This window comes from Micavibrio aeruginosavorus EPB (assembly GCF_000348745.1).
Classification (GTDB): domain Bacteria; phylum Pseudomonadota; class Alphaproteobacteria; order Micavibrionales; family Micavibrionaceae; genus Micavibrio; species Micavibrio aeruginosavorus_A.
Genome location: NC_020812.1, coordinates 438,539 through 462,719, shown reverse-complemented (window position 1 = coordinate 462,719; position 24,181 = coordinate 438,539). Strand labels below are relative to the sequence as shown.

Sequence of the window (24,181 nt, the reverse complement as noted above, 5' to 3'; positions counted from 1 at the left end):
AGACATTGGATATTGATGTCATACCTATTTACGATGTCAAAGAACCGAAGATCTTTCAATCTTCACTGCAATTCCCGTTTACACAGAAACTGGAGTGAACATTGGAAGGAAGAGAAAAAATGGTGGACCCAAGGAGGATCGAACTCCTGACCTCCTGAATGCAAATCAGGCGCTCTCCCAGCTGAGCTATGGGCCCATCTTTTGAAAAATGGTGGGCCTGGAAAGACTTGAACTTTCGACCCCACGCTTATCAAGCGTGTGCTCTAACCAACTGAGCTACAAGCCCCCGTTTGCAAAAACCAAACTCTCTAGGTTCGGTATTCACAACAACCAGGGCAAGCCCAGTCGCTATGAAGTGGTTCTTATCTGAAGGAAGAGATACGCCGGCAGCAGTGCGAGGCTTTCATCTTACGATGAAGGTTATGCCAAACACATCCTTAGAAAGGAGGTGATCCAGCCGCAGGTTCCCCTACGGCTACCTTGTTACGACTTCGTCCCAGTCACTGACCCTACCGTGGTCGGCTGCCTCCATAGGTTAGCGTACCGCCTTCAGGTAGAACCAACTCCCATGACGTGACGGGCGGTGTGTACAAGACCCGGGAACGTATTCACCGTGGCATGCTGATCCACGATTACTAGCGATTCCAACTTCATGCCCTCGAGTTGCAGAGGACAATCTGAACTGAGATGGCTTTTAGAGATTAGCTCCTCCTTGCGGAGTGGCTGCTCACTGTCACCACCATTGTAGCACGTTTGTAGCCCTACTCGTAAGGGCCATGATGACTTGACGTCGTCCCCACCTTCCTCCGGCTTATCACCGGCGGTCTCGCACGAGTGCCCAGCATTACCTGATGGCAACATACGATGAGGGTTGCGCTCGTTGCGGGACTTAACCCAACATCTCACGACACGAGCTGACGACAGCCATGCAGCACCTGTCACTCCCCCGGCCGAACCGAAGACAATCATCTCTGAAAGTCAAAAGGAGGATACAAGAGTAGGTAAGGTTCTTCGCGTTGCTTCGAATTAAACAACATGCTCCACCGCTTGTGCGGGTCCCCGTCAATTCCTTTGAGTTTTAACCTTGCGGCCGTACTTCCCAGGCGGTGTGCTTAATGCGTTAGCTGCGCCGCCGAAAGCCTAAGACTCCCGACAGCTAGCACACATCGTTTACGGCGTGGACTACCAGGGTATCTAATCCTGTTTGATCCCCACGCTTTCGTGCCTCAGCGTCAATACCAGTCCAGTTGGGCGCCTACGCCACTGGTGTTCCTCCGAATATCTGCGAATTTCACCTCTACACTCGGAATTCCCCCAACCTCTCCTGGATTCAAGCTTTGCAGTCACAAAAGCAATTCTGGAGTTAAGCTCCAGGATTTCACTTCTGTCTTACAAAACCGCCTACGCACGCTTTACGCCCAGTGATTCCGAACAACGCTCGCTCCCTTCGTATTACCGCGGCTGCTGGCACGAAGTTAGCCGGAGCTTTTTCTGGTGCTACCATCATCATTTTCACACCTAAAAGAGCTTTACAACCCGAAGGCCTTCATCACTCACGCGGCATGGCTGGATCAGAGTTTCCTCCATTGTCCAATATTCCTTACTGCTGCCTCCCGTAGGAGTCTGGGCCGTGTCTCAGTCCCAGTGTGGCTGATCATCCTCTCAGACCAGCTATGGATCGTCGCCTTGGTAGGCCGTTACCCCACCAACTAGCTAATCCAACGCGGGCTGATCCCTAGGCGATAAATCTTTGATCCGGAGATATTATGCGGTATTAGCGTTCGTTTCCAAACGTTGTTCCGCACCTAAGGGCACATTCCCACGCGTTACTCACCCGTGCGCCACTCCCCTTGCGGGGCGTTCGACTTGCATGTATTAGGCCTGCCGCCAGCGTTCGTTCTGAGCCAGGATCAAACTCTCAAGTTTGAATCCATCACTGTTAAAAAACAGCAAAGTTCGAGAACCTGCTTATATATATGCGTCATGTGCGTCGAATAGACACGCAGACATCATTAAGCAGGCTTGTGTGTAACGTGTTCAACACGACCACCAAGCACTGCTGCCTGCGCATCTCTTCCTTCATTCACGATGTACAAGAACCGTTTTCTTACAGCCGGACACCGCCGAAGCGTGTCGTGTCCGTTCATAAAAAAGCCGGGCGAACCCGACGTCTTCGTTGACTGTGGAGCGAGTATTTAGTCGTTACTCGAACCGTTGTCAACCATCTTTTTCAATCTTTTTTCAAAGTTTTTCCAAGATGCTGGCGGACGTTTCCGTCTGCCGAGGGAGCGAGTATTTAGTCGGTACTCACTCCGTTGTCAATCATCTTTTTCAATCTTTTTTCAAAGCTTTCCGAAGATGCTGGCTGACGTTGCCGCCTGCCGAGGTCGCCCCTTATATAGGGGGTCCCTGACCCTGTCAAAGGGAATTTGGCGATTTTTTACAAAAAACTTTAAAAAATCGTAAAGGCCGCAGAAATCCGCCATTTTTTCATTTGGGCACCAGGGTCAAATGACCCGTTTTGCGCGGGTTCAAACCCCTATAGGCCCCGACCAAAGCCCGCATTTCAGCCAGAGTCGGCTGGTTAAAATGCACCTGATCCAGAAAACAGCCCGCGCCCGCCTGTTTCAGCCCAGCCAAAAGACGGTCCATTTCGGGAATGACCGCCTCCAGCGCCATCGGACGCTCTAATAATGTTTCGGAAACGGCGCTCGTCGTCACGCGATCCGCGTTATGACCACACCCCTCTATAAAGCCCTTCACATGCCGTACGACATAGAGGCTCCGCACGCCGGCGGGCTGTCCAATACGTTCCGCCAGCAGGCACTCCCACTCCCGCTGCATATATCCAGTTTCGCTAATACTGAAAGCGCGGCCCAGCGGAATTGTATTGAACGCGCTCACCGCATCAAGACGACGAACGATCTCCGCCGCATCCGGCGTTATGCACACAGGCGCAGGTCGCGCACTGCGCATACCAAGCGATGCAAAGAGCTTTCTTAAATCGTCATAACCAAACATGCGTGAGCGCACACCACCGTTGTCAAACACCACAATAACGACGCAGAGAGTAAACAGAGAGAAAAGAGATGGCTTGTGTTACTTCACAAGCTTGAGGAAATCTTTTTTGACCGGGCACAAAGCGCGATATGCATCAACAAGCTGGCGCGCATCGTCCATCATGGTGCGTTCAAATGTCATCGTGCACGGGCCCACACCGAATGCACGGCGCTTTTCATCCTGCAACGTCATCATCACGGGAAAGATTTTTTCCAACGGCAAGACAATACCCAATTCCGTATAGGCCGGATTGCTCAACTGACCATAGGGCGCACAGCCCATGCGTTGCGTCGCCCATCCATGCGCCCAGCGCAAACGGAAGGCCGTGCGCACGCCCGCCGGTTCACCCACCCGATCCGCAAGCAGACACATCCAGTCATAGTGAACGGTATAATCCGGCATCGTTTGAAAGTTTTTCGCCAACGGCATGGCATACAGACCTTGAATGTCGTTGATCTGTTGCAACAGGCTATCAATTTGCGCACGGTGCTTAACGGCGGTGCGATCCAATGCAGGCACCCAACCGTATAGCGTTTTTTTAAACTGCTCCCGTAACGTCTCGAGGATCATTGCCTTATTTTTTCAAGCTCAATGTTTGCTTCGGCACCTGATCGCGCACGCCATATGTGGCATCCGTCAGGATCGTTGTGATTTTTTCGAGGATCTGATTCATCACAGCACCATGTTCCGCATACTCTTCATGAATGCGCTGGATATTTGGAATATCCAGAAAGGGTGTCGCCGTCGACAGACTGGCGCAAATTCCCCCCATCGCAGTCGTAGCCCCCCGTGCCATCACACCGATATCGGCAGCAAATTTACGCGAGCCGCTGCGCACCGGTAAAGCAAGGTTGGGGGTCACGACCGCTTCATTCCGGGCCGCGATATTATGCGCCTGGTTCAACTGCGCCAGCCAGGCCACACAGGTTCCGAGTGCCATTTGAGAGTTTTGCAGCGGATCGCCACCAAGGGGACGAAACTGGGCGCACATCGCATCCTGAAAATCGCGCTCCGCATCCCCCAAAGGCCGCGGCGTTGCCAGTGACAGGGATTTCAAGGCCAGCGCATTGGTCTGGGTGATATCCTTTATGTGTTGAACACATTCGAGCAGGGTTTTCAGTTCCCGCGCGCTTAAATAACGATCCGTCGGTGGAGGAAGAGGCTCGGGTGTTGGCTGCGTTTGCAAACCAAAGGCGCGGCGGAGCTTTCCGCCAATATCTTTCCAATCCATGTTTCTAATCCCTGCATTCTTGTTCTTTTTTTTCTTATGGCTGCGATTTAGGCCATAAAATGCAGGAAAAGAAAGCCTTATTTTCCAGAATATTACAAGAAAATTCGATATGCCCCCTTAAATCAATCCCGCATCGCGCAATTGCGCGGTCAGATCGGCAGGCATTTCATCATCTTCAGCAGCCAGATCCGGGTCAAAAAACCGCAGATCGGGCGGGGCTTTGGCCGGGTCAAGGTATCGCCACCCCTGAAATGCCCGGTGCGGCATGGCCGCCACCAGCATCAAAGCCGGATCCAGAACCAGCCGACAATACGGTCCCTCATCCGTATCCTCCATCTCAAAGCCCAAAAAGGCCTGTCGGGCCTGAATACGGCCCTTGATGATCCAATATATGGACCCACCATTCAGCAGCCCACCATCCCGCGTGGGTTTACGCCGGGTCCACGCACAGGTGGCCAACGCCCCGTCAAAATCAAACAGGCGGGCGGATTGCAACGCATGTAAATGCCCAACATCGTCCACGCCGACAGCCAGCTTGATCATATGAATAGGATCGGTGGAGATCATTTTAGCCATTTTGGCGATTACCCTTGGATTATCGGGGGTTTGTGTTGAATGGGGATTCACAAGGGCAAAACAACAGGTCTATACTGACGGTTGCGATTGTATGTTTTACACATTTTGTACCCTGCTTATATCATGGCCCGTGCCCAGAATTTCAACCCCACCCGATTTTTTATGCAGAGCGGCTTGTGCACCGTCTGGGTGCTGGCCGGCCTTGCCGTTTGCGTTCCCACCGCACAGGCCCAGGATTTCCTGCCCCTGCAAATCGCGCCATGGTCCAAAGACACCCGCAATATTGCCCGCGTGACCCAGGCCCGCACAGACATGCAGGCCGGTGCCCCGCAAACACAACCATCGTCGCCATCCCACTCCGCGCGGAAACCCGGGGCCCTGACGCCACTGACACCGCAGGATTATGAACCCTTGCTGGCCGATTTGCTGGCGCGGGACGAAAGATTGGCCCGCATGGTGGGGCAACACATCAGCCCGCTGTCCAGCGTCGAAGAATCTTATGCCGCACGCGTGGCCGATCCGTTGGAACAATTTGGGTATGACCTGTTTGAAAATTTCAACACACCATACACACCAACCCCAAATGGGCCCGCGGATGACGAACACGCACCCGCGCCGCACGCCGCCCTGCCCGCGGGGGCCGTGCAGGACAATTTCGTTTTGTCCACGGGTGACCGCCTGAACATCACATTCCGTGGCCAACGCCGCGATCAGGGTATTTACACGATCACAACCGATGGCTTGCTGATCCTTGATGATCTGCCGCCTGTATCGGCCGCCGGACGCACCATCGGCCAGTTGCGCGAAGCGTTGGCCGCATCGGCGGATAGTTTGTACAACACCGACATCTATGTCTCGCTGGAAAGCGTGCGGCAGGTGAATATTCTGGTGGTTGGCAATGTCCGCAAGCCGGGCCGCCAGACGCTGACCGTGTTCCATACGGCGCTGGATGCGCTGATGCAGGCGGGCGGCATCGACAAGAATGGATCGTTGCGCCAGATCAAACTGGTCCGCGATGGCCGCACGACGATGGTGGATTTATACGGCCTGCTCATCCATGGCAGCAGCGGCATGGATCTGGCCCTACGCGATGGCGACCGGTTGATCGTTCCGCCACTGGGCCCCACGATTGCCGTGGCCGGGGGCGTGAAACGTCCGGGTATCTATGAAATCCTGCCCTCGCTCAAAGGCATGAAACATGCTCCGGAGAAATCCAGCGAATTTCTGTCGATGCAGGAAGCCTTGGATATGGCCGGCGGATTGATCAGCCCGGGGAACAACCGTTTCATGAAACTGGGCCTGCACCGCAATGGCCAGGAAACGGTGGAGACGATCACCGATCCCTTTACGCCAGCATTAAATGACGGATCGATTTTGATGGTGGCGCGCGCCGATGACAAGCGCGCCGGATTGGTCGAGCTGGTCGGCCATACGCGCCAGCCGGGATTGCACCCGCTCTCTTCCAGCAAAACGCTGGCGGCCCTGTTGGATGACCGGGCCATATTCGGGGCCGATATTTATCCGCTGATTGGGGTCATCGAACGGTGGGATGATGAACGCATGGCGCGCACCTTCCTCGACTTCCCCCCTATTCTGGTCGCGCAAGGGCAGTATGATCAGGAATTAAAAGATGGCGATATCGTCCATCTGTTCTCCCGGTCGCAGATGATGGCCCTGCAGAAGCAGAAATTTAATCCAGCAGCCATCGAACCCGCCGCCGGGTCCGCCGATGAAACCGATATGGACCCGGAAGACACCGTGACCGGCGATCCCGCCCTGTCCGCCTTTCTGGCCGAACGCACGATTTCGGTCCGCGGGGCTGTGCGCGATTCCGGCGTCTGGCCCGTGGCCACCGGTACCACGCTGGATTCCGTTCTGGCCGTGGCCGGGGGATTGAGCCTGGAGGCCAATACATCGAATATCGAAGTCACCCGCACCCATGATGCCAGCATTCCGGACACGGAAAGCTCGATCCCGTTCCGCACCGCCGTCAACATGAATGACACCGATCCAAAAACGGTCGCCATCAACCCCGGCGACACTGTGCGCGTCAAACAAAAATTCCGCAAAGCCGAAGGCCAGAGCGTCACCATTATTGGTGAAGTTCACAACCCCGGTAAATATGATCTGGTGCCCGGCGATACGTTGCGCGACCTGTTCGCCCGCGCGGGCGGCATTACCGATCAGGCCTATCCCGACGGGGCGATTTTCAGCCGCGAATCCGAACGCAAGGCCGAGGAAGAACGCTTCCGCGCCGCCGCACGGGAAATGGAACGCGCGTTGGCCACCGCCATGCACAAGGAAAAAGACGCGCCCGATATGACCCAGATTGCAATGGTTCAGGATCTGGCCGCCGAATTGCGCAATGTCGAGGCCGTCGGCCGCATTACGGTTGAAGCCGACCCCACCGTGCTGGAGGTTCAGCCCGAGCTGGATATCCTGCTGGAAGCTGGCGATCGTATTTATGTGCCGCGCCGCCCGTTGACCGTGCGGGTTGAGGGCGAGGTTTTATCCCCCGCCGCTCTGCAATTCCGCAACGGCAAAAGCCCGCGTGATTATATTGCCGAAGCCGGCGGCCCCAGCCATTTCGCCGATCAGGACCGCGCCTTTGTCCTGTACCCGGATGGCAGCGCCCAGCCCTTGTTCATCAGCGCATGGAACCACAAGGCCAGCATGATCCCACCGGGTTCCACCATCGTCGTGCCGTGCGACCCAAAACCGTTTGACTTCATCGAAAGCGCAAAAGATGTCAGCCAGATTTTATCCAATCTGGCCGTCACAGGCATTTTCCTGAGCGATATCCGGGACGATGATTGATGATGTTCAGCATCATCACCATCACCCGCAACGATCTGTCCGGGTTACAGGCCACCCACACATCCATCCAATCCCAGACCTGCACCGATTACGAATGGATCGTGATTGACGGCGCATCGAATGATGGGACGGAACAGTGGCTGAAAACGCGCGCCCCGGACGCCATATCGGAACCGGACCACGGCCTGTATGACGCAATGAACAAGGGACTGGCCCGCGCCACGGGGGATTACATCATTTTCATGAATGGCGGCGACCAGTTTGCCGATGACAATGTCCTCAGCAACCTGTCCCAGCTCATCAGCATGGCCAGCACGCCCCCCGGATTTATTTACGGTGACGCGCTGGAAACACGGTCTGACGGGCAAATGGCCTATAAAGCCGCACGCCCCTTTATCAAGGTGGATCTGGGCATGTTCACCCATCATCAGGCCATGGTCTATGCCCGTACGGTTATCGGCGATATGCGATATGACACGCGGTATAAAATCGCGGCGGATTATAAATTGACCCTGCAAACGCTCGGGGCCACACGGGCGATTTATTATGTGCCCGTCCCGTTTTGCATTTTCGCCCATGGCGGCCTGTCCCAAACCCGCACGGCGCTCGGACGGCGGGAGCAATTTGATATTCGTCGTGAATTGGGTGTGGTTGGCCCCATCCGGAACCGTGTCATAAAAACATTACAGATGATCAATATGGGCGTCCGCCGGATCTGCCCGCCGCTTTATTGGGCGTTGAAAGCCCGGCGCGATAAAGCCGCGATACGCCGATAATACCATCCACGGGCGCGGGCAAAATCAAATCCCGCCCCGCCATCCAAAAATCCGCACTTCCAGACATAGCAATATAAGAACGCCACGGCACCGCGCGCGGGCAGTGCCCGGAAGACGCGTTTTAAACGGTGCCGCCAGATCACAGGGTCCGCGGGCCACGCCCCACGTTCATTCATGCCCGCCTCCCATTGGGCGTAGCGTTCATGCCGTTCATACCACCGGGTCGGGTCCGCCGCCGCATCATGGGTCAGCATCGGGGCCAGAACCCCAATCCGCGCACCCGGCTTTTTCGCCACGGGCTGGTAATGCCCCTCGATCTCCCCCATGCCGGGCAGACCCAGATCATCGACAACCGGGAACATGAAGGCATGACGGTTAAACAGCGCCAACTTGTTGTTGGTCAGGCCAAAGCGCAGCACCCGACCGCCCCAGACATAGCGCCCGCGCACGAAATATCCATCCGCACACGGTCCATCATGGGAAAACAGATCGGCAATCGCGCGCGTCAATTCCGGCGTTACGATTTCATCGGCATCAACAAAGAACACCCAGTCATGGGCCAACGGTAAATGATCCAGACACCATTGCCGTTTTTTCGGGTATGCCCCATTCCATGTATAGGCCACAATATCCGCGCCAAAGGATTGCGCCACGGCAAACGTATCGGCATCCCCGCCGCTATCGACCACGATGATTTGATCAAAGGATGCCAGAGCAGCCAATGTGGGCGACAGGGAGGCCCCCTCGCCTTTGGTCACGATAATAACGGAGACAGGGATGACCGGATGGTCAGGCATGGCGATCACGGCGGCCGAAGATCAGCCCCAGACAATAGAAGAAAACAGCCCCCGCAAAGACAAAGGCGGGCAGAACGATCGATTTACGCGGCCACACCGCGCGGGCAGAGGCCGATGGCGATTCCGCAATGACAGCAGCAAAGGATTCGTCCATCGCCAGCATCATGCGGACATGTTCCTGTTCCATCAGCAGGTTGGTCAGCGCCCGGCGATGATCCGGGTGATCGGTGCGGCGCAGGGCGTCCTGTAAATAAGCCGAACGCGCATCGGCGCGCGTGCGCACGTCATTGCGGATCAAACGGTCCGCCGCGTCATGCACCAGAGTCAAAAAACCGGTCGCCCATTCCCGGTCCGGATGGTTCAGAACAACACGGCGCATTGTGGTGGTGCCCACGGGTTCAATTTTAATCGCACGCGCCATCCAATCGGCCAGTTCCGCCGGATCACGAATGTCGGCCCCCGCGGAAATACGCAAAGGCCGCGACGCCCGCACGCCATCCGCCACATCCTTGTTCTTCATAACAATCGCGGCCACGTCGGCCCCGCGCATGATATTTTCCAGACGGGAAAAATCGGTCGTATCCTGCGCCCCGATAGAGCTGGCCAGATATTGCAGGGCAAAGGTCGCGTTATCGGGCAGCAACGCCTTGATATCCGTTCCGGTCCCGCGATCCGCCGGGGCGATCAGCATGCTGACCCGGTATTGCGGCACCGCCAGCGCCAGAAAGGCAAACGCCGCCAGCAACCCGGCAAGCATGCCCGCCATGATCCATCCGCGCAAACGCCACCACCCGCGCAACAGATCAATCAGATCGGGTTCCGGGGCAATCATGGTCTGGCTGTGTGTGGACATGGATTACTCGGCTGCGTGAATAGTCACAGAGGGCGGCGACTGAACCGCGTTATCCTGCGCCGCCGGGGTGGGCACGGTGACCTTCGGCTTGGCCGATGGCGGCGTCAGTGGGCGGCCCACAACATCACGGGCGCGTTTGATCCACGCATTGATGGATTCGGACGGCACAAAAATGCGTCCGGCCTGAGCCGAACCATCATGGGCATTGTGCCATGCATTCCCATCCATGCGCAGGGTCAGGATGGTCTGCGCCAATGTTTCCGGTTCGCCCTGGGCGACGACGGCGCCGGCATGGAAATCGGAAATAACCTTGGCCACTTCGCTGTTCATCGGACCGACGAACACGCACGGACGACCAACGGCCAGCGCAGAGTAAAGTTTGGATGGAACCAGCAACCCGGCCGCATCATGTTTCATCGAAATGATGTGAACATCACCGCTTTCCATCAGAGGACGCAGACGGCGGTTCGGTTGGCGCGGCAACAGGCGGATATTTTCCAGCCCACGGCGCGCGCGTTCATGCGCCAGACGGTCCAGCCCCGGGCCATCGCCAACGAACACAAATTCAATGTCCGGGCACTGGTGCTGCAGAATCGCGGCCGCATCAACAATGGTGTGGATCGGGTGGGCGCGGCCAATCGTCCCGGCATACAAAACGCGGAATTTCGGCGCACCATCATCCCGGAACAATTCTTCGAACGGTTTGGCCGGAATCGACGCATCGGCCTCAACCGCCGCGTCATTCATTTCTTCGGTCATCGTCCGGGTGAGTTCGTGGTCGGGCCAGTTGGGAATGACCGCGATGCGTTTCGGGTCCAATCCGGTCTTGGTCAATTGACGCGCCATGCACCGGCCGATCACGACGATTTTTTCACAACGACGCATCGCATGAAAGGACAGCGCGCTCAAACCGCTCATCATAAAATCCGGCAACCGGACACCGATGGAGGGAAGCAGGTCCGGATACAAATCCTGGCACCAGTGAATGTGTTTTGTTTTGCGCACGCGCGCCATAATCCCGCCCGCAACCACCATCATCGGCGGATCGGTCATGGTGACGATCAAATCGGGGCGCGGCAATTTCAAACCCGCAATCATCATGCGCACCCAGGCCGCGCCATAGGTGAACAGGTTGCGGGATTTCGTATTGGATTTCAGGCGGATCACCCGGACATCACCGTCGCGGTCTTCACGCGCCACAGATGCGGTTGTCACCACCGTGACCGCCCAACCGTCGCGCGCCATGGCCCGCGCCAGATCGCGCAGGACACGCCCCGTCGCCCCCCGGTCCGAGGGGTACACACGGTTGAAAAATATGACGGACGGTCTGCTCATCCCGAAATCATTTAAAATCTGCGTTATTGGGTATGGTTTTGAATACAACAGGATTGCCGGGCTGTCCACACAGGGGCGGCGTGAGCGGACCGTGCGCCATACAGCGCCACCAAAAGCAAAATAAGCCCAAAATCCAATGACTTAAAGCTGGCATAGAGCAGATAGTCGATCACCATCGGCGCGCCCAGCGCCACAACCAAAATCGGGTGAATCGGCAAAAACCGTATTAAAGCAAGGGCCAAGCCCCCAAAATAGGCCACCCCCAGCCCCACACCGACCAACCCGGATTTAAGCCATAACGTCGTGCCAAGGCTGTGGGTAAATGTCACGATTGCGTCCCCCACCGCCGGGGACTGGACCGTCGCCCCCCAGCCATTGCCAAACAGGACCGCCCCGATTCCATGCAAAGCGTCGCGCACCGCGGCGGCTTCCTGCCACCGCATATTGGCGCCGACCATCGCATTTTTATGGGACAACCCCGCCACAACATCCGGCAGAGGCCCCCACACCGCCACACACAACACCGCCAGCCCCAAAAGCGGTATCGCCATACGGCGGGGTTTTTTGACAATTCCAACACCGACCCAAAACACAACACCCGCGGCCAGCAACCCCAACGACGCCCGTTGCAACACCAGCGCCATGGCCGCCACAGGGATCAATGCCAAGGCGGATAGAAACACCGCGGACAACAATCCGTTTGCGTTCATGCGCCGGGATATCAAAACACCAGCCGCACCCAGCATTGCCATCGCCGCGAACAAAACGCTCGGCGCGTTGGCCAGACGATGCGGATCCTGCGCGCTCATATTCATGCCCAATTGGGCCGCCCCATCGAAACCGGAGCTGGCCAACACCAGCGGCGCGATTACACGGGCGGAAAAAACAACCCCAAGAACGACCACACAGGCCGTGATAATAAAATGCCACCGCACGCGGTCGCGGACGGTATCAATCATAAACACTGGCAAAAGCATGAACAGGAAGGGCACAATATCACGCAGGATATTTCCGGGCGTCGCACCCGCCATCACCGCACCGACCAACGGCACGCTCAACCCATATAGAAGAAAAATTTGCCCGGCCCGAAACCAGAATGGGTGCGCATCCCCCCGCACCGGCGTGACCGCCCGCGCAAAAGACCGAAACCCCACAGCCACACATAACAACAGCCCCACTAGCATTTCTGGCAAGCCAAAAGCTGGCGGGGTTGGTTCCCCACACAGGGCATAGACCAAAATGGCGGCACACAACGCCGCACATTGCACATCACGATACGTTGAAAACATCCATCATCATCCGTGCGGCAACAATGATCAGGAACACGGCAAAAACCCGCCGCAACATATCAACGGGAATGGCATGCGCCACGCGCGCGCCCAGCGGCGCAAACGCCACCGCCATGGGGATGATCATAAGGGCGGCCAGCATGTTGACAAACCCAAGGCTGAACGGCGGGCGGTCCGGTACGGCCCAACCGATCAGCATAAACCCCATCATCGCCGGGATTGAAATGACCAAGCCCAGCGCCGAAGCCGTGCCCACCGCCTGACGCATATCCACGCGCCCCATGGTCATAAAGGGCACGCTGACCGTTGCGCCGCCGATGCCCATCAACGTTGACAAACACCCGATGACACCACCCGCGAATGTCCGCCAGGGTTGCCCGGGAACATCATTCCATACCGTCGTCCGACGCGGATCAATCATCATGATCACGGCCAGAACGGCCAGCGCCACCGCAAAAACCATTTTCAACGATTGGCCAGAAATATAATCGGCAATCAACGTCCCGATCAAAACACCCGCCACAATCCCCGCACCGATGGATTTGACCAGATCCATCCGTACACTGCCGCGGCGTGCGTGCGCGCGAACGGATGACAACCCGGTCGGGATAATCACGGCCAGCGATGTTCCCACCGCCACATGCATCAAATGATCCGGCGCGAAGCCCAAGGCCGCAAACATGAAATACAATCCCGGCACCAGAACAATACCGCCACCAATGCCCAGCAACCCGGCCAGAAAACCGGAAACCGCCCCCAGTAAAACCAGAAGCGGCCCCCAAACCATCAGCAATGAAGGATCAATCAACACCGAACGAAAACAAGCGGATCAGCGTGACGAATTGAACAATTTACGCGGCGCGTCGGCCTTGTCTTTTTCCGCCCGCGGGTTGGAAAAAACCACGTTCGCACCGTTATACGGGTCCGCCGGATTGGTTTGGGCCTGAGCCGTGGCCCCTGCTGCACCCGCCGTCGCAGCACCTGATTGCTCCGCCTTTTTCTGCGCTTGCTTCATCTGCGCTTCAAACTGGGCTTTGATCTGCGCGGCGCGGGCGCTGCGTTCGCTGGCATTTTGCTGAGCCTGCGCGGCCTTGGCGGCCTGATTATCCTTGTACAATGTGTTCGGATCAACCGGCTTGGAAACCTGCGTCCCCTTCATCCCATAGGTTTTTCCGCTGGGATTCCCGGATGGCAAAGCCCCCGCCGTTTCACGTTTGGTGAACAAGGGCGAAGCCCCGCTTTCTCTCTTCGTCGAATTATAAACGCCGCCCGTGGGGGCCGTGGCATTGCCGCTCGATTTCGTGCTGTTATAAACGGCGCTGCCGCTTGTCGTGCCGTTATTTTTCGCCGTCTGGGCCACAGACGGGCCAGCCAGGCCCACCACGGTCACGACCAGTGCCGCCCCAAACAAACGGGCCAATAAACGATTATTGAATGCGCACATCGCCATGGATAGTCCCCTCTTCAAAATCTGCCTTTTGATTATATCAGCCCATGCCCCGGGATGGAAATTCCCACACGCGAAAATGGGGCAAAAAGCGCAGAAAAACGCCCCCACCCAAAGATCGCACTTATGTTAACCCCCTTTTAAGCCTTTGAGGACATTATAGGCTCAATCATTCCGGAAAATAATCCGGAAACCAGAACGGAAAACCGCCACAAATAAGGGCCACGGTAAAAGAAGAAGAGGTGTCACCATGCAAGTCAACATTCAGGAGATCCTGCAAAAGGCAGGGCTGGATGAACCGCTATATCCCGGCAAACGCGTTGTCAAACAATGCCGCCAAGCCGGAGAGTTCAAAAGCCACTGTGTCGTTTATGACTGGCGCGATCCAGACAAGGTGCGGATTGAGGTCAAAGCAGGCCTGAGCGGGCGTGACTTGCCGCCGAAGGAATTGAAAAAATATCCGGTCAGCTTCCAGACGCCGACCTTCATTGAAATCAACGTCCGTTAATCAGGAGGACGATATGGGTAGAAATCATTTTAGCGGCGCCGCCGCAGGCCAGATTGCAGACAGAGGTGACGCCAGCGCCACCGTCGTCGGCAAACCAACGGAACAGATTGACGTTCTGGCCAATCGTATCGGACACGGGTTGCAACATGGTCATGTTGATTTGATCACGGCCGCCATTGAAACACGCGCCGCCGGGGCCGTTATTCGGGCCACACCGGGTGGCGGGCTGGCCCCCAAGGGTGACGAGACGGTTCCATACAAATACAAAGCCGACAATGAACAGATGTTCGGCGCAACCGCCCCAACACCACCGACGCCGGGCGGGCCATAAGTTTCCAGCCTTGAATAAAAACCCGCGCACAGGAAGCATGGCCTGTGCGCGGGTTTTCTTTTTAAATTTCGTTACAGTGTTTTCAACACATCCTTGATCGTCGTCACGATCTGATCGATCTGGGCCTGGTTGATGATCAATGGCGGGGACAGATACAAATTCGGCCCCGTATAGCGCACCATCAATCCGCGGCGGAACAATTCATACGACACTTCGCGCGGATATTTGTTCAGATCGTTCGGGTCTTTGCTTTCCGCCAGTTGAATACCGGCCAGCATGCCACAATTGCGCACATCGACCACATGCGGCTCACCCTTCAATGAATGCACAGCATCTTCGAACGGTTTGGCCATCGCCTTGGCATTGTCCCAGATTTTCTGGTCCTGAATGGTATCCAGCGTGCCGATGATGGCGGCGGCGGCCAGCGGGTGACCGGAGTATGTATAGCCGTGCATCAATTCAATGATATGTTCCGGCCCTTGCATGAACGCGTCATAGATGGCTTTGGTCACAAAGGTTGCCCCCAGCGGAACCGTGCCGTTGGTGATCCCCTTCGCCATCGTGATGATATCCGGCATGACACCGAAATGATCGACCGATGACATCGTGCCAAAACGGCCAAAACCCGTCACGACCTCGTCAAAAATCAGCAAGATGCCATGCTTGGTGCAAATTTCACGCAGGCGTTGCAGATACCCCTTCGGCGGCGGCAGAACCCCCGTGGACCCGGCCACGGGTTCAACAATCACCGCCGCAATATTCATCGGATCATGCAGGTAAATCAGACGGTCCAGTTCATCCGCATATTCGGCACCATGATCCGGCATACCGCGTGCAAACGCATTGCGCATCAAATCATGCGTATGACGCAAATGATCGATGTTCGGCAGCAATTGACCAAAGGTCGCCCGGTTATACGGCAGGCCACCGACGGAAATACCGCCAAAGCCCACACCATGATACCCACGTTCACGCCCGATCAGGACGCGGCGCGTGCCCTCGCCCCGGATACGGTGATACGCCAGCGCGATTTTCAACGCCGTATCCACGGCCTCGGACCCCGAGTTGCTGAAAAACACGTTGGTAAAGGGTTCCGGCATATCCGCGATCAAACGCGATGCGGCCTTGAACACGGTTGGATAGCCGAACTGGAAACACGGCGCATAATCCATCAATTCCAGTTGCGCGGTGATCGCCTCTTTAATTTTCGGCTGGTCATGGCCCGCATTGACGCACCACATGCCCGCGGCGGCATCCAGAATTTCTTTGCCTTCCGGATCATAATAATACATCCCCTTGGCCCGCACGATCATGCGCGGTGCCTTTTTGAAATAGCGTTGCGGGGTGAACGGCATCCAAAATTCGTCCAACGAATTTGCCGCGGTTGTAAAATCATATGCCATGATACTTGTCCTTTGTGCGGGAAAACCCTAGATTCGAAAAGTCGTACGCAGTATAGGCGAAGAAATCAGTTTGGCCAAAGGGGTCAGCATGCAGGATGATAATGGCCATAATAATGGCAAAAACCGTGATGAAACACCCAATACAACCCCCAACAAAACAATGGGCGCGGACAGCAATATCATCCGTTTCCAACGCCGCCCCAAAAACAATAAAACGGGGCGCAACGCGAACGCACAAACGCATGACGATCACGCCCCGCTGATCAACCTGCCCCCGGTGACAAAATGGATGATCGCATCCTTTGTCGTGGTGCAATTGATTATGAGTTTCGCCCTCAGCCCGGAATGGCAATATTGGGTGATGGCCCATCTGGGTTTTGTGCCCGCCTATTACACCGGACAATTCGGATTTGGCTGGCCGATGATTGTCGGTCCGTTCACCTATATGCTGATCCACGGTGGATGGTTGCATGTGGGATTGAACAGCGTGATGATGATGGCCTTTGGTGCCGGATGTGAACGCGCACTCGGCGCTAAACGCATGGTGGTTTTGTTCGTTCTCTGCGGCCTGGCCGCGGCGGCGTTTCACATGGCCCTGAACTGGGGATCCGAAGCGCCCGTCATCGGCGCATCGGGCAGCATCAGCGGATTATTCGCGGCCATCATGTTGATCCTGTATGCGCAAAACCCCGGCGGCATGGGCGGAAAATACGGCCTGTGGCCGTTTATCCTGCTCTGGATTGTGATTTCGGTCGCCTTCGGCTCCATGGGCGGACCGGGCGGCAGCACAATTGCATGGGCCGCGCATATTGGCGGGTTTATTGCCGGATTTGCATTTTTCCCGCTGGTGATGCGGTTGAAAATTTAACGTCCACCCAGACTGCGCACCGGAGCCGCCAGCAACGGATCGGCCTGCATGTGCAGGATAGAGCCATCAGCGAGCAGGTTTTTCCGCGCATCCGGGTAATCCCAGACAATCGTGTTGAATGTGCCGTGTGGTTCCGCAATCGGGGACCAGCGTTCATAAATGCGCCCCGTTTGACGGCAGGTCCAGACAGGATCCGCCGGGGCATCCGCCGCCTTTTCCAACATGCGCTTCGCCGTTTCCGGGTGGCCGGTTTTTTCTTCCAACCGCGCCCACAGGCGATAGATGCGCGGCGATGGATGCAATGTTTCCGCCATCACCAGATATTGACGCACCTCACCCCACAGTCCGCCTTCCAATGCGGCGCGCGCGGCGGCCAACTGGCTTTCGGCATGATCGGGGCGCAGGGCGACCAGACGTTCATACCACCGCATCCGCACCATGGCGTCGCTGGCCTTGTTTTCCGGGGCCAGCGCATCCCACAACGGAATCAAATCCGGGTGCGGGTTGGCGCGCCAGGCGCGTTCAATAATGCGTGCGGCTTCGCGTTTCTTTTGCAGGTCGATGCACAACCGCGCCAGACGCACCGCCGCCGGAACGAACGCGGCGGAAATTTGAATGGCATCGCGCAGATGATGCAACGCCTGGGCCTGCAACCCCGCCCGCAAATCCTGATCGGCTTGCGCCATCAACAGGGCCAGACGGTTGGATTGCGCTTCCTCCGCTGTGAAAGCGCCCACACGCTCGGCGGATTTCAAAGTTTTTTCCGCAGCCGTCCAGTCATGTTTCTGCACTTCCAATCCAAACACGGTGCGCAAAATCCATTTTTGTTTCGGGTGCATGTCCTGTGCCTTGCGCGCCAGAACCAGCGCCGCATCCACATCGGCGTGATCCATCGCGTCCTGCATCAAACCGCGCACACCCAGAAACGCCGTTTCTTTATCCCGCATCAACGCGTCAAAATGCGCGCGAGCGACCAGATCATTGCCCTGCAGACGCGCGGCTTGTGCTTCCAGCAAATGCGGCAGACCGCCATCCTTCGGCAAAAATTTACGCATGCGTGTGGCCTGATACCCGGCCACGCGAGCATCACCCGCCGCGACCGCCGACAGGCCGAGAACCAGCGCCCGCATACCACGGTCACGACGTTTATCCGCGCGTTTCTTGCCCCACATCACCGGTAGTGACACCAACGTCAGCCAAATGCGATAGACCACCAACGCCGCCAGGATAACAACAAACCCGGCCAACAGGACCAACCCGATATGCGCCTCAATATCATAGCCGAGCCATGAGATCTGCACCGTGCCCGGATTATTCATGGCCCAATGCGCCACCCACCAACCGGCGGCGACCAGAACGGCAATTTTTGTCAGGATCCACAACGTCCGGATCATAATGATCAGCTCCGGTTCAAGGTTTCATTCAACGGTTATTGTTTCGGCATCATAATAGGTGCGGTCGATCCCGATGTCGGCGCGCCGACAGCATCACCAACAGCCCCACCAATGGCCCCGCCCATGGACCGGGCGCGGCCAATGTGGCCCATCACCCCTTCGGTCACGGTGCTTTGCAGATTTTCCAGCATCAAGGTCATTTGCGCCTGATCGATCAGCGGTTGCGCCGTTTGCGCCGCAGGTCCGCGCAGGGCCTCCAGCTCGGCCAGCGCCCCTTCGACATCGCCGTTATCCAGCATCACCTGCGCCCGTGCGACACGCGCCTGCGTATCCGTGCCGGTGACCAGCTGGCCATCCTTCTGGATTTTCAGCACATCATGCAAACGCGCCATGGCTTTATCCTGCACCGACACATCTTCGCCCTTCAGCGATGACACGACGATATCGCCCGTCAGGCTGCGCAGTTCGTTGGACAAGCCTTCGGGGGATAAAACGCCCTGCTGTGCCAACGGTGCCAAACGATCAATCGCGGCGGCCAGTTCGGGATCTTCCTCACCCACCATGTTTTTCAACAGGACAAGGTCATCATAAAACGGCTGTTCCCGCGCGGCGGATTCACGCACCTGCGTCAAGGCCAGTAACAACGCCGCCGCTTTCAAATCGGCGGGCGAAACGCCCTGCAACGTCTGGGCCAGAGCGGAATCACCTTCCTGCACATCTTTCAGTGTGGAATCCATTTCGCCCATGCGGCCCTGCATTCCCTCGACCAACGTTTTGAGATCGGCCAGCGAATTTTGCAATTGCGCCTGCCCTTCCAGCGTTGTCTGCATATCGCCCAGACGCGCCAGCATATCGGACAGTTCCGGCGATGCGCCGGCAATACCCTGCACCTGTTGCTCCAACGCGTACAGGCGGCTCATCAATCCCGCGACATCGGCGGCCTTGATCTGGCTGACGATCCCTTCGGCTTGATCCTTTAAATCGGCGACGCGGGTTTGCAGGCCCGCGGCTTCGGATTTCAAATCATTGATCCGGTCACCCAGATCCTTGGCAATTTTCGCGGCCTGGTCCGGGTCGGTATATTGCACGGCTTCGACATCGCGCTCTAACGTGGCGACGCGGTTGCTGGTTTGATCCAGCTTTTGTTTTCCCACGGCGATCAGCATGCCGCTGATCAGCACAAAGACCATCACCAATGACGCCGACCCCAGCATCGCACTGCGCACGGCCTGGCGTTTGAATTTATCCAGATCGCGATCCGCGCCCAGATTGATTGTCGGTTGTTCAGGGGAAACCGGACGGGCCGCGGCTTGCGGCTGTGGCCTTACTGGCGCGGCGCCAGATGCGGGTGCGGCGGCATCCAGCACACCCGACAAATCCACGCCATGCGCGGCGGCGGCGCTGACCACATCGGCGCGGCGATTGCCGGGAATGACATTGCGCTTCTTCCAGCCCTGCACCGTTGTTACGGGCACGCCCATTTTTGTGGCCATCGGGCGAATGCCGCCGAAGCGTTCAATCACGGTTTCGGCATTGTTAATGGCATTGTCATCCGGAGTGATGGGTGCGGAAGAATTTTGCATGGTCTTAATCGGCCCTTTGCGGCCCACGAACGAAATACGGGCGGTGAAGAGTTACGTAAATTTTAAGGACGCAGATGATCCAAAAGGTCCAGCATGGCGGCCCGATCAGGGCGTTGCGCACTATAAAGTTCGCGCCACGACAGGTCCGATACAGACTCTACCACCGAATCCGACAGACACAAGGCCCCGATACCGTCACATGCCCAGTCCAAACCGACTTTTTTCACCGCATTTACAAAGGCTTGCCCCGTGCGCGCCGAAAAAAACAAAACACCGGTCACAAACCCCAGCCGAATCAGCACCCGCACAACCCATGGCAGGCGCGTCACCATATCGGCGCAATAGACCACCAGCGGCTCAACCCGCACCCCCGGCGCACTCAGCGGGCGCACCACATCCGCCCCGCAGACATGCAGGATGGCCCGGTCCGGTTTCAGGTTTGCCCCGGCCAAAACAGCCTCAAGATCATTGATATCGCCACTGGCACTAACCACCGTGGTAAAACCCGCGGCCCGTGCCGCATCCGCCGTGCGATCACCGACACAGTAAACGGGACGATCACGCGGCACGGCGGGGCAATGACGCACGCCGTTCATGCTGGTGAACACAATCGCCTGAATATCATCAAAGGATGGAAGCGTTGGGTGCAGTGGAACGATGTCCAGCATCGGGGCCAGCATCGGGATAAACCCGGCGGCGCGCACCGCATCACACAATTCCCCTGCATCGTCCGCGGGGCGCGTGACCAGAACAATGGGCCGACAAAAGCCGGACAGAATCATTGCAAAATACCGTCGGGCAAACGCGATTTCAGACGCGCGCCAACCACCTGACCAATCAGGGCCGCATCATGATCACCATGCACGGGCCCGGATTGTTCATCCCTGAACACCTGCACCCCGTCACCAGAGGCGACCAGCACACGCAGATGCAATTGATCGCCATCCAATGTCGCATGCGCACCAATCGGTGTGTGGCATGAGCCATCCAGAACCTGCAACGCCGCACGTTCGGCGGCCAGAACCAAACCGGTTTCGCGGTTATGAATGGCATCCAACAAGAGTGCAGTTTGCGTATCACCCACGCGCGTTTCAATCCCGACAATGCCCTGCCCCGCGGCGGGCAACATGGTATCGGCCTCAATGGTGCAGGACGCTTCATGCGCCAGCCCCAGACGGTTCAACCCGGCCAGTGCCAGAATGGTTGCATCCACCTGTTTGCTGCGCAGTTTTTCAATCCGTGTTGGCACGTTACCACGCAAAGGAACGATTTTCAGATCCGGGCGCAGCGCCAGCAACATCGCCTGACGACGCAGGCTGGCCGTACCGACCGCGGCCCCTTGGGGCAAATCTGCAATCGATTGAATGCCATCATTCGCCAGTAACGCATCGCGCGGATCGGCGCGGTCCAGAACATGCACCACCTGCAACCCGTCGGGCAGGAACGACGCCATGTCCTTCATCGAATGGACGCCGCAATCCACGGCATTGGCCAGAATGGCCTGCTCAATCTCGCGCGCGAACAGGCCCTTGCCGCCCTCAGCTTCGGACAGGCGGGTCTCGCCCTGCTCCGGCTTCCAGTCGGCAGAGGATTGAATCACAACAATTTCGGCATCCAGGCCCGGGTGCGCCCGCTTCAGGGCATCAGCAACCATGTTGGCCTGCACCAGCGCCAACTTCGATCCCCGGGTTCCAATACGCAGTTTTTGGGCCATTTTTTTACTTTGCTTATTAAAGACGGGGCCCTTATAGCATTCCGGTTATGGTCGTTCTAGGCATAGAAACAAGTTGTGATGAAACTGCTGCCGCCCTTGTGGACGGCAACGGCACGATTCTGTCAAATATGGTCCTGAGCCAGCTGGATGACCACCGCATTTTTGGCGGGGTTGTGCCGGAAATTGCCGCCCGCGCCCATATGGACCACCTCGACCGCCTGATCAAGGGCGCGATGGACGAGGCCGGATTATCCTTCGCCGACCTGTCCGGCGTGGCCGCGACCTGTGGCCCCGGCCTGATTGGCGGGGTCATGGTGGGGATGATGGCGGGCAAGGCGATTGCCGCCGCCGCGCAAAAACCCTTTATCGCCGTGAACCATCTGGAAGCCCATGCGCTGACCCCGCGCCTGAGCGATCAGTCTCTGCAATTCCCCTATCTGCTGTTGCTCGTGTCCGGTGGGCATACGCAAATTCTGGTGGTGGAAGATGTCGGCGTGTATCACCGCTGGGGCACCACGCTGGATGATGCGTTGGGCGAATGTTTTGACAAGGCCGCAAAATTGATGGGCCTGCCCTATCCCGGCGGCCCCAATCTGGAACGCGCGGCCAATCAATGCACCGACGGTGCCGCGGCGCTGGCCCGTTTTCCGCTGCCGCGCCCAATGATGCACCGGCCCGATTGTGATTTTTCATTCTCTGGCCTGAAAACCGCTGTGCGCCATCATGTTGATGCGCTGCCCCCCGGTGCATTGCAAATGGCGGATGTCGCCGCGATTGCCGCATCGTTCCAGGCATCGGTGCGCGATGTTGTGGCGGATCGTTGCAAACGCGCCATGGATCAATTCAAAAAATCCTATCCCACGCACACCACACCCACCATTGTTGTGGCGGGCGGAAAAAAAAATATGGCCGTGCGCGGCGCGCTGGAGGATCTGGCCGCGGCGAAGGGCTTTACTTTTGTCGCGCCGCCCCTGAAACTCTGTTCCGATAACGGGGCGATGATTGCGTGGGCGGGCATTGAACGGCTGCGCCGTGGCGATACATCCCCGCTCAATTTCGCGGCCCGCCCGCGCTGGCCGCTGGATCCGGATGCGGAACCCAAAACCGGTGCCGGCATCAAGGCATAACGATCAAAGTACAACGAAGGACATCAGATCATGAAAACAATCGGCGTTATCGGTGGTGGTGCATGGGGAACGGCGCTGGCGCAATGCATGGCCGAAAGTGGTCGCGCCATCACCATCTGGGCGATGGAAGATGATGTTGTGTCCGCCATCAACACGGCCCACGAAAACACGCCATTCCTGCCCGGCGTGAAATTGAACCCATCCATTCGCGCGACGAATAACATTCACGCCACACTGGAATCGGACATTATTTTGATGGTGACCCCCGCGCAATATCTGCGCGCCAGCTTGCGCCCGATCAAGGATGCGATTGCCAACAAACCCATCGTGATTTGTGCCAAGGGCATTGAAATTTCCACCGGGAAATTGATGACCGATGCGCTGGCCGAAGAAGCACCGGACGCCATTCCCGCCATTCTGACCGGCCCGACATTCGCCGCCGAAATTGGCCGCGGATTGCCCAGCGCCGTCACCATCGCCGCGCGCGATTCCAAAACCGCCGAAGGATTGTGTGATGCGTTGGCATGCCGCACATTGCGCCCCTACGCCAGCGACGATCTGGTCGGTGCGCAGGTTGGCGGATCGGTGAAAAACGTGATTGCGATTGCCAGCGGCATGATCCACGGGCTGGGCCTGGGAGATTCTGCGCGCGCGGCTTTGGTCACACGCGGTCTGGCGGAAATTGCGCGTCTGGCCGTGGCCATGGGCGGCAAACGCGAAACATTGATGGGCATGTGCGGCATGGGTGATTTGATGCTGACCTGTTCGTCCATGCAATCGCGCAACTTCTCGCTGGGCGCGGCGTTGGGCGAAGGCAAAACGATGGATGAAATTCTCGGCGCGCGAACGTCCGTGACCGAGGGCGTTTACACGGCCCGCGCCTTGGCCACCATGGCCAAAGATAAGGGCGTGGACATGCCCATTTCCGCCGCCGTTCACGCCTGCCTGGATGGCGGACTGGCCGTCCGCGACGCCATGACGGCGCTTTTGGAGCGTCCGATCAAGGCCGAAGGAAAATAAGCCGTTGAAAAACCGCGGTAATTTAATTTCTTGACATAAACATTGCGGTTTT

The 24,181-nt window shown here is 57.3% G+C and carries 22 protein-coding genes, 2 tRNA genes and 1 rRNA gene; 7 read left to right on the top strand and 18 right to left on the bottom strand.

Annotated elements, in window-relative coordinates; all coding sequences use genetic code 11:
• Positions 1-120 precede the first annotated feature (120 nt).
• From A11S_RS02080 to A11S_RS02050, 7 genes are all read right to left on the bottom strand, one after another.
• Positions 121-196: transfer RNA gene (locus A11S_RS02080), tRNA-Ala, on the bottom strand.
• Positions 197-209: 13 nt separating this feature from the next.
• Positions 210-286 (bottom strand) — tRNA-Ile (locus A11S_RS02075).
• A gap of 155 nt (positions 287-441) precedes the next feature.
• Positions 442-1,926 (bottom strand): 16S ribosomal RNA (locus A11S_RS02070).
• Positions 1,927-2,490: 564 nt separating this feature from the next.
• Positions 2,491-3,021, bottom strand: coding sequence for a hypothetical protein (locus tag A11S_RS02065; protein WP_041802353.1), 531 nt, complete (start codon positions 3,019-3,021; stop codon positions 2,491-2,493).
• Between the two features lie 78 nt (positions 3,022-3,099).
• Complete coding sequence (locus tag A11S_RS02060; protein ID WP_235067971.1) at positions 3,100-3,630, bottom strand: hypothetical protein; 531 nt, start codon at positions 3,628-3,630, stop codon at positions 3,100-3,102.
• A 4-nt stretch (positions 3,631-3,634) separates the two neighbouring features.
• Positions 3,635-4,291, bottom strand: coding sequence for a hypothetical protein (locus tag A11S_RS02055; protein ID WP_015466824.1), 657 nt, complete (start codon positions 4,289-4,291; stop codon positions 3,635-3,637).
• A 117-nt stretch (positions 4,292-4,408) separates the two neighbouring features.
• Positions 4,409-4,867, bottom strand: a complete 459-nt coding sequence (locus tag A11S_RS02050; RefSeq protein WP_051054875.1) for a DUF1489 family protein — start codon at positions 4,865-4,867, stop codon at positions 4,409-4,411.
• A gap of 162 nt (positions 4,868-5,029) precedes the next feature.
• Here A11S_RS02050 and A11S_RS02045 point away from each other — a divergent pair, with 162 nt between their 5' ends.
• Both A11S_RS02045 and A11S_RS02040 read left to right on the top strand, forming a co-directional pair.
• Positions 5,030-7,684, top strand: a complete 2,655-nt coding sequence (locus A11S_RS02045; protein WP_041802860.1) for an SLBB domain-containing protein — start codon at positions 5,030-5,032, stop codon at positions 7,682-7,684.
• A complete protein-coding gene (locus A11S_RS02040) occupies positions 7,684-8,460 on the top strand; it encodes a glycosyltransferase family 2 protein (RefSeq protein WP_015466821.1) in 777 nt (258 codons plus the stop codon). The genes A11S_RS02045 and A11S_RS02040 overlap by 1 nt, the downstream gene beginning before the upstream one ends.
• Here the strand turns inward: A11S_RS02040 and A11S_RS02035 are convergent.
• Genes A11S_RS02035 through A11S_RS02010 form a run of 6 tightly spaced genes read right to left on the bottom strand, consistent with a single transcriptional unit; the run spans position 8,412 to position 14,184 of the window.
• Positions 8,412-9,257 carry a glycosyltransferase family 2 protein gene (locus A11S_RS02035; RefSeq protein ID WP_015466820.1) on the bottom strand — a complete coding sequence of 282 codons (846 nt, stop codon included), beginning with the start codon at positions 9,255-9,257 and terminating at the stop codon, positions 8,412-8,414. The two genes, A11S_RS02040 and A11S_RS02035, sit on opposite strands and share 49 nt — an antisense overlap.
• Positions 9,250-10,110 carry a Wzz/FepE/Etk N-terminal domain-containing protein gene (locus tag A11S_RS02030; protein ID WP_015466819.1) on the bottom strand — a complete coding sequence of 287 codons (861 nt, stop codon included), beginning with the start codon at positions 10,108-10,110 and terminating at the stop codon, positions 9,250-9,252. The genes A11S_RS02035 and A11S_RS02030 overlap by 8 nt, the downstream gene beginning before the upstream one ends.
• A 3-nt stretch (positions 10,111-10,113) precedes the next feature.
• Positions 10,114-11,445: a glycosyltransferase family 4 protein gene (locus tag A11S_RS02025; RefSeq protein WP_041802351.1), complete on the bottom strand. Its 1,332-nt coding sequence runs from the start codon at positions 11,443-11,445 to the stop codon at positions 10,114-10,116.
• A 23-nt stretch (positions 11,446-11,468) separates the two neighbouring features.
• A complete protein-coding gene (locus A11S_RS02020) occupies positions 11,469-12,734 on the bottom strand; it encodes a hypothetical protein (protein ID WP_148285084.1) in 1,266 nt (421 codons plus the stop codon).
• Positions 12,715-13,521 (bottom strand): sulfite exporter TauE/SafE family protein, encoded by an 807-nt coding sequence (locus A11S_RS02015; protein ID WP_041802856.1) that lies wholly within the window; start codon positions 13,519-13,521, stop codon positions 12,715-12,717. The genes A11S_RS02020 and A11S_RS02015 overlap by 20 nt, the downstream gene beginning before the upstream one ends.
• A 42-nt stretch (positions 13,522-13,563) precedes the next feature.
• On the bottom strand, positions 13,564-14,184 hold the full coding sequence (locus A11S_RS02010; RefSeq protein WP_015466815.1) for a hypothetical protein: 621 nt from the start codon (positions 14,182-14,184) through the stop codon (positions 13,564-13,566).
• Between the two features lie 247 nt (positions 14,185-14,431).
• On the opposite strand from A11S_RS02010, the gene A11S_RS02005 reads away from it, so the two are divergent.
• Entirely contained in the window at positions 14,432-14,689 is a 258-nt protein-coding gene (locus A11S_RS02005) for a hypothetical protein (protein ID WP_015466814.1), read from the top strand.
• 13 nt (positions 14,690-14,702) lie between these two features.
• Complete coding sequence (locus tag A11S_RS02000; protein WP_015466813.1) at positions 14,703-15,020, top strand: hypothetical protein; 318 nt, start codon at positions 14,703-14,705, stop codon at positions 15,018-15,020.
• A 71-nt stretch (positions 15,021-15,091) separates the two neighbouring features.
• Here the strand turns inward: A11S_RS02000 and A11S_RS01995 are convergent, their stop codons facing one another.
• Entirely contained in the window at positions 15,092-16,423 is a 1,332-nt protein-coding gene (locus A11S_RS01995) for an aspartate aminotransferase family protein (RefSeq protein ID WP_015466812.1), read from the bottom strand.
• A gap of 88 nt (positions 16,424-16,511) precedes the next feature.
• On the opposite strand from A11S_RS01995, the gene A11S_RS01990 reads away from it, so the two are divergent.
• A complete protein-coding gene (locus tag A11S_RS01990; RefSeq protein ID WP_015466811.1) occupies positions 16,512-17,291 on the top strand; it encodes a rhomboid family intramembrane serine protease in 780 nt (259 codons plus the stop codon).
• Here A11S_RS01990 and A11S_RS01985 read toward each other — a convergent pair.
• The 4 genes from A11S_RS01985 to hemC form a co-directional block, all read right to left on the bottom strand.
• Entirely contained in the window at positions 17,288-18,685 is a 1,398-nt protein-coding gene (locus tag A11S_RS01985) for a heme biosynthesis protein HemY (RefSeq protein ID WP_015466810.1), read from the bottom strand. The two genes, A11S_RS01990 and A11S_RS01985, sit on opposite strands and share 4 nt — an antisense overlap.
• A gap of 35 nt (positions 18,686-18,720) precedes the next feature.
• Positions 18,721-20,268, bottom strand: coding sequence for a COG4223 family protein (locus tag A11S_RS01980; protein ID WP_015466809.1), 1,548 nt, complete (start codon positions 20,266-20,268; stop codon positions 18,721-18,723).
• A 62-nt stretch (positions 20,269-20,330) separates the two neighbouring features.
• Positions 20,331-21,050: a uroporphyrinogen-III synthase gene (locus A11S_RS01975; protein ID WP_015466808.1), complete on the bottom strand. Its 720-nt coding sequence runs from the start codon at positions 21,048-21,050 to the stop codon at positions 20,331-20,333.
• Positions 21,047-21,982: a hydroxymethylbilane synthase gene (gene hemC / locus A11S_RS01970; RefSeq protein ID WP_015466807.1), complete on the bottom strand. Its 936-nt coding sequence runs from the start codon at positions 21,980-21,982 to the stop codon at positions 21,047-21,049. Before hemC ends, A11S_RS01975 begins: the two co-directional genes overlap by 4 nt.
• A 47-nt stretch (positions 21,983-22,029) precedes the next feature.
• Here hemC and tsaD point away from each other — a divergent pair, with 47 nt between their 5' ends.
• A complete protein-coding gene (gene tsaD / locus A11S_RS01965; RefSeq protein WP_041802349.1) occupies positions 22,030-23,109 on the top strand; it encodes a tRNA (adenosine(37)-N6)-threonylcarbamoyltransferase complex transferase subunit TsaD in 1,080 nt (359 codons plus the stop codon).
• Positions 23,110-23,139: 30 nt separating this feature from the next.
• Positions 23,140-24,129: an NAD(P)H-dependent glycerol-3-phosphate dehydrogenase gene (locus tag A11S_RS01960; protein WP_015466806.1), complete on the top strand. Its 990-nt coding sequence runs from the start codon at positions 23,140-23,142 to the stop codon at positions 24,127-24,129.
• The last annotated feature ends 52 nt before the right edge of the window (positions 24,130-24,181 follow it).